Genomic DNA, 13784 nt, shown 5'->3' with positions numbered 1-13784 from the left:
TGCCGCTCAGCTCAGTTCGCCGCACAGGTCCAGTTCCACCAGGCGGCGGACTTCGTGGGTTGCAAGGCCGGCGCCGAGCAGGGCCTGTAATTTGCCGAACACCGCTTCGCGGGTCATGCCGCCTCCGGACAGAACGCCTGCGCCGCGCAAACGGCTGCCCGCTTCGTACACATCCAGTTCCACGCCGCCTTCATGGCATTGGGTAATTGCCACCACCACTACGTTGTGCTCCTGCGCACGCTGGAGGCTGGCGAGAAACGCCGGGTTATCGCTCGGCCCGGTACCGCTGCCGAAGCACTCCAGGACCAGCGCCTGGATACCGCTGTCGACCAGTGCATCCAGTTGCCCAGCGGTGATGCCCGGCACCAGCGGCAGCACACCGACATTGGCCAGGGCCTTGGGTTGGCGGTAATCCAGGGCGGCGGGAATTGCCTGGGCCTTGGCCACGCCGCCGTTGCGCTGCAGTGCGGCAAACGGATGGCGACCAAAGCTGCGGACCTTCGCGCAGCGGGTCGGTGCCATCAGCGCGCCGTGGAAATACAGTTGCACACCCGGTGCCAGGCCTTTACCCAGCGCTTGCAACGCGCCGCTGACGTTTTCCCAGGCATCACTGTCCGGCACACCGGCGGGTAGCATCGAACCGGTGAACAACACCGGTGCCGGCAGGCCCAGCAGTTGGAAACACATGGCCGCCGCACTGTAGGCCAGGGTGTCGGTGCCGTGCAGGATCAGTACGGCATCGGCGCCGTTATCCACGGCCTCAACCACGGCGCTGCGCAGTTGCTGCCAGTAAGCGGGGGTCATGTTGGCGCTGTCGATCAGCGGCGCCATCTCCCGGAAGCGCCACGCGGGCACTTGCATGTTGGCAAGCTGCTCGCGCATGCGCGCCTCGAAACCCGATGCAGGCGCCAGGCCGTTGGCGCTGGCCTGCATGCCGATGGTGCCACCGGTGTAGAGCACCATGACGTTGTTGGATGGGGACATGAATTTTCTCCTGAACGAAAAACGCCGCCGGGCCCAGAGCATGCCCAAGGCCAGGCGGCGTGTCATCTATCTACGCTCAGCGTTGCACTTGAGCGTTCAGTTCAACCGATGGGGCTGCGTCCGGTTGCACCGGGTTGGCCGGCCAGGCCTTGCGGTCCAGGTCCAGGTCGGGGAACTGGCTGGAGTCGAACACCGGGGTCTTGATCCCGGCGGCACGCTGGTCGTCGTAGTCCTTGAGCAGGCGCATGGCGATCTTGAACAGGAACGCCAGGGCGAACAGGTTGACGAACGCCAGCATGGTCATGGTGATGTCGGCGAAGGCGAACACGGTGCCCAGGTTCTCGATCGAGCCCCAGAAGATCAGCACCAGCACCAGCGCACGGTAACCAATCAGCACCTTGCGGTTGTTGCCGACCAGAAAGCGCAGGTTGCTCTCGCCCAGGTAGTAGTTGTACATGATCGAGGTGAACACGAACAAAGCCAGGGCCACGGAGATAAACATCCGGCCCCAGTCACCGACCACTGCCGCCAGGGAGTTCTGGGTCAGGGCAATGCCGTCGCCTTCAAAACCTGGGGTGTAGAACCCCGAGAGCAGGATCAGCAGCGCGGTGCAGGTACAAATGATGAAGGTGTCGAGGAACACGCTGAACGCTTGCACCACACCCTGGGCGACCGGGTGCTCGACCGAGGCCACGGCGGCCACGTTGGGCGCACTGCCCAGGCCGGCTTCGTTGGCGAACACGCCGCGCTTCACGCCCATGATGATTGCGCTGCCCACCAGGCCGCCGAAGGCTTGGTCCAGGCCAAAGGCGCTCTTGACGATGGTCATCAACATGCCCGGCACCTGGTCAAATTGCAGCACGATCACGTAGACCGTCACGGCGATGTAGACCAGGGTCTTGACCGGCACCAGCAGGTCGGCGATCGAGGCAATGCGCTTGATCCCGCCGATGAACACCAGGCCCAGCAATACCGCCAGGGCCAGGCCGGTGTAGGTGGTGTCGAAGCCAAAAGCGTTGTTCAGCGAGTGGGTCACGGCATGGGCTTGCAGGCCGTTGAAGGCAAAGCCGAAGGTCACCAGCAGCAGGAACGCCATGACCATGCCCAGCCAGCGTTTTTGCAGGCCGTGCTGGATGTAATAGGCCGGGCCGCCACGGTAGGTGCCTTCAGCGTCGGTGCGCTTGTAGAGCTGGCCGAGGGAGCACTCGATAAAGCTCGAAGACATGCCCACCAGTGCGGTGACCCACATCCAGAACACGGCACCGGGGCCGCCGAGGGTCACGGCAATGCCGACGCCGGCGATGTTACCGGCGCCCACCCGCCCGGCCAGGCTGAGCATCAGCGCCTGGAACGAACTGAGTTGGCCGGCGCTGCTTTTCAGGCTGTCGCGAAACACCGCGAACATATGAAAGAAGTGACGAAACTGAACGAAACGCGAGCGGATCGTGAAGTAGCCACCGAGCCCGACAATGAGCACGATCAGCACTTTTCCTGAGAGGAAGTCGTTGATGACTTCTAGCATGGAGTATTCCTCGCTGTTTTTTGTAAAGGCAAAAGCCGGACGGTTCGACACATCGTGTTACACACAATCGCGCAGGCAGCACGATAGGTGGGTCGAGTGTTCGTCCCGGTTCCAAGTCGCGGGTTGTTATTAGTTCGGCGTTCGCATGCGGTTGACGGCCGTGCATGCGAAGAGGGGCGGCACTATACCGATGTGCGCGCCAGCCGTCTGCAAGCAGCGCAACTGGGCGAGGAGTGGTAGGCGGGCAAAGGGCTGAACCGGTTCACTTTTGTAGGCGCGAGCTTGCTCGCGAAAAACGCCCAGGCACCGCGTTTTTTCAGGACGCCGGGGTCATCGTTGGCGATCTTCGCGAGCAAGCTCGCTCCTACAAGGGGGCATCAGAAGTAGTAACCAATATTCACGTTGGTGCGGTAATACCACTCGTTGCTGCCCACCGAGCTGGTGTTGGTGAAGCCGCTGCCATTCTCGGCACCGCCGTAGGGGTTGGCGTTGCGCGCCCAGGTAAAGTCGACCCAGGCCATCACCGGCATCGCCAGGAACTGCGCGCCTACGGTGAACATCTGCGAATCATCCCAGGCGCTCTTGTCTTTCATCATCCGACTGTAGTCGGTGTACAACTTGACCTTCTTCAACTGCCCCAGCGACGGTGTGTAGACGTCATAACCGAGGTTGACCGAGGCCAGACTGGCCTTGGACGCGATCAGGTACGCCGGTGTCAGGCCGTTGCCGCCCATCAGCACCGAATCCTTGCTGACGCCCGTGGGGTTTTCGGGATCGTATTCGTAGCGGATGGCCTGGCTGGTGACCGTCCACAGCCCCTTGTTGATGATGGCGTGTACGCCAGCGGCCCAGTAGTCGCCGTCATCCTTGGTGGTGGCGTTGTACAGCTGGGCGGTGACCAGCGAGGCACCGATCTCGGTCTTCCAGCCATCGCTGTTGAAGGTGCGTGCCACCCGCGCGTTGATCTGGTTGCGTTTCTCGTTGTCCTGGCGCGACTGGGTGAAGGCAATCGCATTGTCTTTCAGGTCGGCGTAACGCCCGACTTCAGGCGAGTAGCGAATGTCGCTGGGCAACATGCGCGGGAAGAAACCCAGTTGCACGTCCCAATCCTGGTCCTTGTAGCTGTACTTGAGGCCGGTGCCGGCACTTGAGGCATAGCCCATGAAAAACGGCAGGTGGTAACTCCAGCCGAATTGCGGGTACGGCTCCAGGCCAAAAGGCTTGAACGGCGCCCCCAATTGCAGGTTGGAATTGGCATTGAGCCGATAGCCGACGAACCCACGGTCAATGGAGCGCTTGCCGTCGTCCTGGAACCAGTAGCCGAGATCGCTATAGAGGTTCTTGTAGGTGGCCTGCACATCCAGGCGGAAGGTGTCGAAGAGGAAGCGACCATTGTTCTCGGTGGTATCCCAATGCTCGTCACGATAGTTGGTACGCAACGCGCCGCCGATATCCAGGCTGCTGTCGCCGCTATCGCTGCGCCAGGAAATATGCGGGAAAGGCTTGTTGGCGGCGTTGGCCCGCACCGGCTCGGAAGGAATGGGTTCGGCGGCGAAACTGCTGAAACTGGCAAACATCAATCCTGCACACAAGACGCGCTTCATAGAGACCTCTCTACCGGGTGATCGGCAACACTCGTCCGCTTGCCTTTAAAGGCAACTAAGGAGGGAGCGGGTCTTACCGGGTTTAAGTGTTGGTTCTTATTGTTTTATCGGCGAAACGCCGTTTAATCAGTGAATGCACAGGAGTAGAGCAGGAAGTGTGCCAGGCGGCTTGTTAGTTTGTTTTTTATAAAAATATTATTAAAAACAATTGTTTATATGGGAAACAAGGCTGTTTGTATAACCCATGAAACAACCCGCAAGTGCGGTAACAAAGTTGCCCGTGATAGGTGCGTCTTTATTGCACGTTGCCAATGAACCGGGCACTAGTTTGTTTTACGGATAATCCTGTAGGAGCGAGCTTGCTCGCGAAGAACTTGAGGGCAACGCGGTTACTCAGGATAAACCGCGTTATCGTTAACGTTCTTCGCGAGCAAGCTCGCTCCTACAGAGGGTGGGGAGGTTAGAGGTCGAGCACCAGGCGTTGGCTCTTGCAGCCGGAAACACACACCATCATCGATTTATTCGCCGCCCGTTCGGCCTTGGTCAGCACGCCGTCGCGGTGGTCGATCTCGCCTTCCACCACCCGTGTTTCACAGGAACCACACACCCCTTCGCGGCAGCTGTGATCGATCTCGCAACCCGCTTGGAGCAGCACATCCAGCAAGCTCAAGCCGGGTTCCACCGCCAGGGTTTTGCCGGACTTTTTCAACTCCACGCTGTAGCGGTTCTGGGCGTCTTCGCTGGGCGGCAGTTCGGCGGCGGTAAACCGTTCGATATGGGCGTGGGGATAACCCAAGCGTTCACAAGTGCCCTCGAAGGCATCCAGCATCGGTGTCGGCCCGCAGCAATAGAAGTGCGTGTCCGCGGGCTGGCCGGCCAGGTAGGCGGCGAGGTCTGGCGGCACGCCTTTCTCGTCGTTGAAGTGGTACACCACCCGCGCATCCAGGCCGTTCAAGGCTTCCACCAACGCCGCTTCCTGGCGCGAGCGCGCGCAGTAGATCAGCTCGGCGGATTTTCCCAGGGCCAGCAGTTGGCGAAACATGCAGTAGATCGGCGTAATACCGATGCCACCGGCCACCAGCACACTGTGGCTGGCGCTCAGGTCCAGCGCGAAGTTATTGCGTGGCGCCGAGATCGACAACGGCATGCCAACCCGTAACTGGCTGTGCACATATTCCGAGCCGCCCCGGCTGTTGCGGTCGCGCAGGATCCCCACGGTATAACGCCCCTGGTCGCTGGGGGCGTTGAGCAGCGAGTAACTGCGCACCAGGCCGTTGGCCAAATGCAGGTCGATGTGCGAGCCGGCCTCGAACGGCGGGAACACGGTATCGCCCAGCGGGCGCAACTCAACGCTGATGATGCCTTCGGCTTCATAGCGCAAGGTGTGGACGCGGGCGTTGAGGAGCGCGATCTTGTTCATGGCAGTTGCTTCGCGTCGATCAATTCGAGCTGGGCCTTGGCGGCGTTCTTCAGGTAGCGCCGCAACCGCACCACACCCAAATCGTGTTGATAGAGGTTCTCGCGCTGATTGGCGTCCGGCTCCATGAACTCCAGCAGCACCCGGTCTTGCTCCAGCACCGCCCAATGCCGTGCCTCCAGACGGTTCTTGTACAAGAACCGCCAGGTGTCGCGCTGCCAGCCGGTCAGCGGACGGCAGCGCCAGTGGAACGCCGCCGACAGCGAACGACTGCTGGGGGTATAGCTGCCGATAATGGTGAAGTTGCCGCCAGGGCCACCGGTTTTCGGGTAAGGGATTTCCAGGCGCAGCCAATGGCAGCCGTTGTCCATGAACTCGGTCCAGTCGAAGTTCACCCCGCGTTGGCCTTCCTTCTCGAAGAAGAATCCGGTGTCGGTGTCGCGGGTGACAAATTTGGCGGTGGCCTCACCTTCACTCATCGAGTGCGACATCTTGTGCAGGTAGGTGCCGTGCATCGGGTCCATGACGTTGTCGATCACGTAGCGGTAATCGCCTTTCCACTCGGTGTAGCAAACGAAGCTGCTCCACTGGGGGGAGGTCAGTTGCTCGGGCAGGACCAGCTCCGGGGCCGTGGCCAGATGCGGGTCGGTGGCGTTGAACAGGAAAATCGCGCCAGCGGCTTCGCGGGTGTGGAACATACGTGTCGGCCGGCTGCCTTCCAGTTTGCAGCCGGGACTGCCCGGCACCTTAGTGACCGTGCCGTCGCAGCGCACTTCGACACCGTGGTAAGGGCACTGTAAACGATCCCCCAGCACCGGCCCCTGGGACAACGGCGCGCCGCGATGGGGGCAATGGTCTTCCAGGGCGTGAACGCTGCCATCGTTGTCGCGCCACAGGGCGATCTTGTAGCCCAGGCGCCTGATCGACAGTGGTTTTTCGCCCAATAGGTCCGACGGCAATACCGGGAACCAGAGGTCTTTCAGGCCCTTGGCCAGATGCTGTTCAACAGGGTCGACGGTCAGTTGCATATTCATTTTTTATTCCTTCTGCCGGGTCATTCGCCCAGCCGGGCCATCAAGGTTTCGTAGGCATCTGCCGTCCACTCGCCGCTGGTCAGCGGGCAGGGCGGGCCGGCCAGGTTCAGGTGCGCGAGCAGGTCCGGCAGTTCGGTCACGCCGTTGCCAAAGGCGCGCTCGATGGAGTCGCCCAGCAACTCTTCAAACTGGGTGTTGGGCCGTTTGCGCGCCTGATGGGGCTCCAGGTAGGGTTCGGTCGTGCTCATCGTATTGCCCTCTATTGGGTGCCCGGGCGCGGGTCGTTTCGCGCACCGGGCTAAAGTCGTGTTCAGGCTGCGTTGTTTGTCGAGACGGTCCAGGCGTCGTAGCCGTAGACCCAGTCGGCATTGCCGCCGTCCTTGAGCCACTGGTTGCCCCGCGAGCCGATCTGGATCTGGCTGGTGCGTTCCAGGCGTGCCTGCTGATAAGCCTGCAATGCCTGCGCGACCTGGGTCGGGCTGGTGAGGTCTTGCAGGTAGCGGCCGAGGACCACCGCGTCTTCGATGGCCTGGCCGGCGCCCTGGGCCATGAACGGCATCATCGGGTGGCAGGCATCGCCCAGCAGGGTGATGGCGCCCTTGGACCAGAACGGCAGTGGATCGCGTTCATACAGCGCGGTCTTGAGCACATCAGTACACGCATCGAGCAGCGCGCGGGCGTCCGGGTGGAAGGCCTGGTAATGGCTGCGCAGCTCATCGGCATCGCCGGCACTGGTCCACGACTCTTCGTGCCAGCTGTCCTGGGCGGTGGTGGCGAAGATAAAGATGTCCTTGCCCTGGTTCAGCGGGAACGTGACGATCTGGCTCTGCGGGTTAGGCCCCCACCACTTGGTGAAGGCCTGGATGTTCGGCACATGGGCCACCAACTCGGCTGGCACTACGGCGCGGTACGCCACCACCCCGGTAAAGCGCGGATGCTCTTCGCCGAACAGCGCGTTGCGCACTACCGAATGAATGCCATCGGCGCCGATCAGCACATCGCAGCGGTGCTGGCTGCCATCCTTGAAATGCAGGTGGATGCCGTCGTCAGTCTGTTCGACCCGTTCGGCGCGCTTGGCGAACTGCACCTGTTCCAGCGGGAACACCTCGGCCAGGGCCGCCAGCAGGTCGGCGCGGTGAATGGTCAGTTGCGGCGCGCCGTATTTCTGCTCGGCGGCGTCGGACATTTCCAGGCGCGAAGTCTCTTCGCCGCTGTCCCACATCCGGCTGATGCGGTGGGTCGGCCGCGCAGCCGGGATGCGCACGGCGGCGCCAATGCCCAGGCCATCCAGTGCCCGTACCGCGTTGGGGGTGAGGTTGATATCGGCACCGACCCGCAAAAAGGCCTTGGACTGTTCGAACACGGTGACCTGGTGACCGGCGCGGTGCAGGGCGATGGCAGCGGTCAGGCCGCCGATACCGGCACCGGCGATAGCAATATTCAGGGAAGGCATGGGCGACTCCTGCTCAGGATTTGGGTTTGTCGGTGAGGAACTTGCCTTGCGGCGCCTCGACGTGTTGCTGGCGTCGGGTATTGCCGTCGATGCCGCCGGCAATCGCCCATTCGGCGAACACCGTGGGGCCCGGCTCAAAGGTGCGCGGCTGCCATTCGCCGGTCAGTTGGTCCTCGTCGGCGTAGTACTCCACCAGCGCGCCGGCGGGGTTCTTGAAGTACCAGAAGAACGCCGAAGACACCGGGTGGCGCCCCGGCCCGATCTCGGTCGGCCAGCCGCTGCGCGACACATGCATGCCACCGCCGAACACCTCGTGTACGTCACGTACGGTAAAGGCCACATGGTTCAGCCCGGCCCGTGGCGCCGGCAGTTGCAGCATGAACAGATCGTGATGGCCGCCTTCTTCGGCGGTGCGCAAGAACGCGCCGCGATCCGGGTAGCGGTCCGAGGCCTGGAAGCCGAAACGCTCGTGGTAGAAGGCTTCGCAGGCGTTCACATCCTTGACGAAAAACACCACGTGGCCGACTTCAATCGGCGTGGCGCGTTCATAGATCGGCGCGGCCTTGTTGATCCTGCCCTTGGTCTGCCAGGTGTTGTGGCCGCTGCACTCGATCTTAAGCTCACGCTTGCGCGTCACTTGCAGGCGGATCGCCAAGCCATTGGGGTCGGTGCAGCCGATGCGCCCGTTGCCTTCGACAAAACCCGGATCGTTGGCGATGCGTTCGGCATACAGCGCAAGGTCCGCTGCGTCGGCCACACCCCACACCACTTCACGCACGGTGGAGCCGGCTTCGATGGCGGGCGGCAGGCCCGGTTTGTTCAGGTCGGCCAATACCACGCGGCAACCGTTAAGCGTTTCGAAGATCACTTCGTCCGCCTGGGTGCTGACCTGCTTCAAGCCCCAGTCGCTGAAAAACCGCACGCAGGTGTCGAGGTCCTCGACGCCGTAGGTGACTTCATCAATACCTAAAACGCTCATTGCGCTACCTCGTGTGGCACGCCGGCCCAGGCCAGTGGTTGTTCGTTCATGCCCCAGTAGAGGCTCTTCTGTTCCATGTATTGCAGGATCCCCAGGCGCCCTTTTTCACGGCCCAGGCCACTGTCGCGCCAGCCGCCAAACGGCGTGGAAATCGAGAACTGCTTGTAGGTGTTGATCCACACCGTACCGGCCTGCAAACGCCGGCCCAGGGCCCAGGCGCGCTTGTAGTCACGGCTCCAGATCCCCGCCGCGAGGGCGTACAGGCTGTCGTTGGCCTGCTCCAGCAACTGTGCTTCGTCGTCGAACGGCATGGCCACCAGCACTGGGCCGAAGATTTCTTCCTGGCACACCTGTTGTTGGTTGTGCAGGCCTTCGAGGATGGTCGGCGGGTAGAAGTAACCCTGGTCATACACGCCGCCACTTGGGCGCTGCCCGCCCAGGCGCAGGCGCCCACCTTCGGCCAGGCCGAGGGCGACGTAACGTTCCACCGACTCACGATGGCCGGCACTGATCAGCGGGCCCATCTGCGTGTTTTCGTCGGCCGGGTCGCCCATGCGCAGGTTGGCGGCGGCGGCCACCAGGCGCTGCATAAAGGGTTCGTACAGGGCGCGCGCAACAAACAGCCGCGAACCGGCAATACACGCCTCGCCCGAGGAGCTGAAAATGCCGTACAGCACACCGGCCACCGCGTGGTCGAGGTCGGCGTCATCCAGGACGATGGTCGGCGACTTGCCGCCCAGTTCCAGGGACACCGGCATCATCTTGTCGGCAGCGATATGGGCGATGTGCTTGCCGGTGCGGGTGCCGCCGGTGAACGACACGCGCTTGACCAGCGGGTGGCGGGTCAGCGCATCACCGAGCAACGAACCCTTGCCCGGCAGCACGCTGATCAGGCCCTTGGGCAAGCCGGCTTCTTCGCACAGACGCGCCAGGCGCAGGGCCAGCAACGGGGTGATTTCTGCTGGCTTGATCACCACCGCATTGCCTGCCGCCAGGGCTGGCGCGACCTTTTGCGCCTCGCTGGCAATCGGCGAGTTCCATGGGGTGATCGCGGCGACCACGCCCATTGGCTCATACACGCTCATGCTGACGAAATCACCGCGCGACGGGGTGATGGTTTCTTCCAGGGTTTCGCAAGCGGCGGCAAAGAACTGGAAGGTGCCCGCAGCGCTGGCTACCAGTGCACGGGTTTCATTGATCGGTTTGCCGTTGTCCTGGCGTTGCAGCTGCGCCAGCTCTTCGCTGTGCAGGCGGATCAGCTCGGCGATGCGGTACAGCACGCCGGCCCGCTCATGGGGTTTGCGCTGGGCCCAGCCGCTGTGCAGGAACGCCTGGTGCGCGCCCTGGATGGCGTCTTCCACATCTTGCAGATCGGCGGCATTGAGCCAGGCTACGGGTTCGCCGGTGGCCGGGTAGTGGCTGGCGTAGCGCTCGCCACGGCCCTGGCGCCAGTGGCCGGCGATGCAGATCGGTAAAGTCTGTTCGAGGGTCATCGACGGGCTCCTAGATTGAGATGGCATGGGCGTGGTTGCCCAAGGCTCGGACCACGCTGTATACGGTCAGCGCCGAGGTCTTGGGGTTGGCCAAAAGCGGCTTGCCGCGCAGGCTCAACTCGAAACGACCAAAGGCGCCACGGGCTTCGAAGTGGTGGACGTTTTCGTCGCTGTGGGGGTCGGCGATCAACGTCACATGGGTGCGATCCAGGCCCAGCCCGGCCAGGGACAGGGTGGCGGCGACGTTGGCGTTTTTCGGGTACAGCCGCGCCGCTTCGCGGGCGCTGCCCTGGAAGATCACCGTGGCTTCGCGGATGCTGTCCAGGTCGCAAGCCTGCTCGCCGGGAGTGTTCTTCCAGGCGCGGGCTGGCTTGCGCCCGGTGTAGTTGACCGAATCCAGCCCGCCGACCTTGGCCGCCGACAACGCATCAATGCCGCCAATCGCGCCGGGCAGCAACTCGATGCGGGTCTTGCCGCGTTCGGCCGCTGCTTCCAGGCGCTCGACCAGGCCCACTTCGGACAAGGCGCCGACCGAGACAATCAGGCAGGCAATGCCGCGCTCCAGGGCCGGCAGCACATGCTCTTCGATGGCCCGATGGCCGGCGCACTCCACCAGCAAATCCGGACGCGTATCGGCGGGCAATGCCGTGAGCACCTGCGGCGGCTTTTTGAAACTGGCCAGGCGCTGGCGCACCAGGGCTTCGGAGCCCTCGGAGGCGATGACGTAATCCACGCACAGCTGCGGATCGTTCTCCAGCAGCTCCAGTACGCCGACGCCAATGGCGCCGCAGCCGATCATGGTGATATGCAACATGCGACGATCCTCAGGCGGTGGCCTTCTGGGCTTTGGTTTCGCTGTTGGGCGGGCCGGCGAACTGGGTGGCGAAGTTGCCCACGCTGAGCATGTCCACTTCCAGCAGGAACGGGCCGGGTTGGCTCAAGGCACTGTCGACCACGCGGCCGAAATCCTTGAGGTCGGTGACCAGGCCATGGCGCAGGCCCATGGAGTCGGCGAGCTTGGTGTAGTCCGGGGTGTGCAGGTCGACGTAGCAATGGCGGCTGCCGTAGACCGCGTCCTGGATATTGCGGATCACCCCGTAGCGCTGGTCGTTCATCAGCAGGATCACCAGGTTGGCGCGCTCCTGGACCAGGGTCGCCAGCTCACCGAGGTTGAGGATGAACCCGCCGTCGCCGGCCAAGGCAAACACCTTGCGCTCGGGCGCAGTTTCGGCTGCCGCGATTGCCGCACCGATACCCATCGCCAAACCCTGGCCGATGCCGCCACCGAGGGCGTGAACCCCGGCGCGCGGGTGGTACAGGTTAAGCAGGCGGTTGCCCCAGATGCTGTTGGACAGGGTCACGTCGCGCACCCACGAGAAGTTGCGCCCGGTGACGGCCTGCAATTGCTCGACCATCGCCGAGTACGGGCCCAGGTCGGCGACCAGTTGGCTGCGCGATTGCTCACGCACGGCCTTGAGTTCGTCGAGGAAGTCCGGGTCGGTGTGCAGGCGACCTTCCAGACGATCAGCCAAACCGTCCAGGGCCAGGGCCGCGTCGCCGCAGATAAACAGCTCGCTGGCATAGCTGCGGCCTTCGATGGCCGGGTTGGCGTCGATGCGCAGGGTGTTCTGCGGCAATTTCAGCGCGTACTTGAAGGTCTCGTTGCTGCGCAGGCGCGAGCCGGCGATCAGCAGCGCATCGCAGGTTTGCAGGAACTGCTCGACCCGCTTGTTCTGCGAAAAGGCGCCCAGGCAACGCTCGTCGTCCTCATTGACCACGCCACGGCCCTGGGTCGAAGTGATCACCCCCACACCCATCGCCAGCAGGCGCTTGACCTGCGCGCCGGCATGCCGCGCGCCGCCACCGAGCCAGAGCATCGGGCGCTTGGCGTTGGCCAGGCGCTCGGCCACCAGGTCGAGGGCTTCCGGCGGCGGCACGGCCACCGGGATCGGCAGCGGCGACAGGTCGGTGGGCATCGGGATAAAGGTCGACTGGATGTCGATCGGGATCTCGACGCTGACCGGGCCGGTGGGCGCGGTGAGGGCGGTCTGCACTGCGAGCTTCAGGGTGCTGAGGGCGGTTTCGACGCTGCGCACGCGGAAAGCGGCCTTGGACACCGCCTTGAGCATGTTCAACTGGTCGCGGGCTTCGTGGATGTACGCGAGCTCCTGGTCCAGGTACGGCGTCTCGATCTGCCCGGTGATATGCAGCAACGGGGTGCCGGCGGTCTGCGCTTCCACCATGGCGCCAGCGGCATTGCCGGCGGCGGTGCCGGTGGAGGTCAGGCACACGCCCAGGCCACCAGTGGTCCGGGCATAGGCGTCGGCCATGTTGGCGGCGCCGGCTTCACCCCGGGCCATGACAAAACGGATATTGCCGCGCACGGCAAAGGCATCGAGGATCGGCATGTTGTGGATCGAGATCACGCCAAACACGGCCTTGACGTCGCATTGTTCGAGGAAGGCGGTGATGGCAGCGCCCACGGTGACAGTGTTTTCATTACGCATGGCGGGACAGGCCTCCGGATACATCGATATGGCTGCCTGTGGTGTAAGCCGACAGAGGCGAGGCCAGAAACAGGATCGCGCGGGCCGCTTCAAGCGGCAGGCCCAGGCGCCCCAGGGGGATTTGTTTTTGTTGGGCCAGGCGGGCGGTCCATTGCGCCCAGTCGAGGTCGCGTTCTTCACGCGCTTCGAAGCGGCGGCGCCATTGCCCGGATTCCACCAGGCCAATCAGGATGCCGTTGACGCGGATGCCCTGGGGGGCGAATTCGGTGGCCATCGAGCGCACCAGGTTCTTGACCCCGGCGCGGGCGGCCGAGGTGGCGACCATGTGCGGTTCCGGCTGGCTGGCCAGCAGCGAGTTGACGCAGACGATGGCGGCGTCGGCCTGGTTTTGCAGCTGCGGCTTGAAGGCGCGCACCGGGTTGATCACCGAGAAAAACTTCAGGTGCAGCTCTTCGGTCCAGGCGCTGTCGGTGGTGTCGGCAAAGGTCGAGACCCGGCCTTGCCCGGCGTTGTTGATCAGCACGCTGGCATTGCCCAGTGCCGCCAGGCTGGCGCTGGCAAAGGCGCTGACCGATTCGGCATCAAGGACATCGCACGCCTGGGCCAGCAGCCGGCCTTGCGGGAAACGCTGGCGCAGGTCGTTTTCGGCGCGGCGCAGGCGCTCTGCATCGCGGCCGCAGAACGCGACGGCTGCGCCGGCTTCCAGCAGCAGTTCGACGCACGCCAGGCCAATGCCTGATGAACCTCCGGTGACGATTGCGGTGCGGCCCTGCAATGAATAAAGGCTCATC

Annotated in this window: 12 protein-coding genes; all 12 read right to left on the bottom strand. The window is 63.4% G+C overall.

What is annotated here, in order from left to right:
- Positions 1-6: 6 nt before the first annotated feature.
- Positions 7-984, bottom strand: coding sequence for an asparaginase (locus KL786_RS03315; protein ID WP_215516725.1), 978 nt, complete (start codon positions 982-984; stop codon positions 7-9).
- Positions 985-1060: 76 nt separating this feature from the next.
- Positions 1061-2506, bottom strand: coding sequence for an alanine/glycine:cation symporter family protein (locus KL786_RS03310; RefSeq protein WP_032856722.1), 1446 nt, complete (start codon positions 2504-2506; stop codon positions 1061-1063).
- 377 nt (positions 2507-2883) lie between these two features.
- Positions 2884-4110, bottom strand: coding sequence for a hypothetical protein (locus KL786_RS03305; protein WP_215516724.1), 1227 nt, complete (start codon positions 4108-4110; stop codon positions 2884-2886).
- Between the two features lie 460 nt (positions 4111-4570).
- Entirely contained in the window at positions 4571-5530 is a 960-nt protein-coding gene (locus KL786_RS03300) for a PDR/VanB family oxidoreductase (protein WP_215516723.1), read from the bottom strand.
- Positions 5527-6561 carry a Rieske 2Fe-2S domain-containing protein gene (locus KL786_RS03295; protein WP_215516722.1) on the bottom strand — a complete coding sequence of 345 codons (1035 nt, stop codon included), beginning with the start codon at positions 6559-6561 and terminating at the stop codon, positions 5527-5529. The genes KL786_RS03300 and KL786_RS03295 overlap by 4 nt, the downstream gene beginning before the upstream one ends.
- Positions 6562-6581: 20 nt before the next feature.
- A complete protein-coding gene (locus KL786_RS03290) occupies positions 6582-6809 on the bottom strand; it encodes a recombinase-like helix-turn-helix domain-containing protein (protein WP_154842352.1) in 228 nt (75 codons plus the stop codon).
- Positions 6810-6871: 62 nt separating this feature from the next.
- Positions 6872-8014 (bottom strand): FAD-dependent monooxygenase, encoded by a 1143-nt coding sequence (locus KL786_RS03285; RefSeq protein ID WP_215516721.1) that lies wholly within the window; start codon positions 8012-8014, stop codon positions 6872-6874.
- 13 nt (positions 8015-8027) lie between these two features.
- Positions 8028-8993, bottom strand: a complete 966-nt coding sequence (locus tag KL786_RS03280) for a VOC family protein (RefSeq protein ID WP_215516720.1) — start codon at positions 8991-8993, stop codon at positions 8028-8030.
- On the bottom strand, positions 8990-10486 hold the full coding sequence (locus KL786_RS03275; RefSeq protein ID WP_215516719.1) for an aldehyde dehydrogenase: 1497 nt from the start codon (positions 10484-10486) through the stop codon (positions 8990-8992). The genes KL786_RS03280 and KL786_RS03275 overlap by 4 nt, the downstream gene beginning before the upstream one ends.
- Positions 10487-10496: 10 nt before the next feature.
- Entirely contained in the window at positions 10497-11300 is an 804-nt protein-coding gene (locus KL786_RS03270; protein WP_215516718.1) for an aspartate dehydrogenase, read from the bottom strand.
- Between the two features lie 10 nt (positions 11301-11310).
- A complete protein-coding gene (locus tag KL786_RS03265; protein WP_215516717.1) occupies positions 11311-12993 on the bottom strand; it encodes a thiamine pyrophosphate-binding protein in 1683 nt (560 codons plus the stop codon).
- A complete protein-coding gene (locus KL786_RS03260; protein WP_215516716.1) occupies positions 12986-13783 on the bottom strand; it encodes an SDR family oxidoreductase in 798 nt (265 codons plus the stop codon). The genes KL786_RS03265 and KL786_RS03260 overlap by 8 nt, the downstream gene beginning before the upstream one ends.
- Position 13784 lies beyond the last annotated feature (1 nt).

This window comes from Pseudomonas sp. TAE6080 (assembly GCF_018732265.1).
Classification (GTDB): domain Bacteria; phylum Pseudomonadota; class Gammaproteobacteria; order Pseudomonadales; family Pseudomonadaceae; genus Aquipseudomonas; species Aquipseudomonas brenneri.
This window is presented reverse-complemented; position numbering and strand designations above follow the sequence as displayed.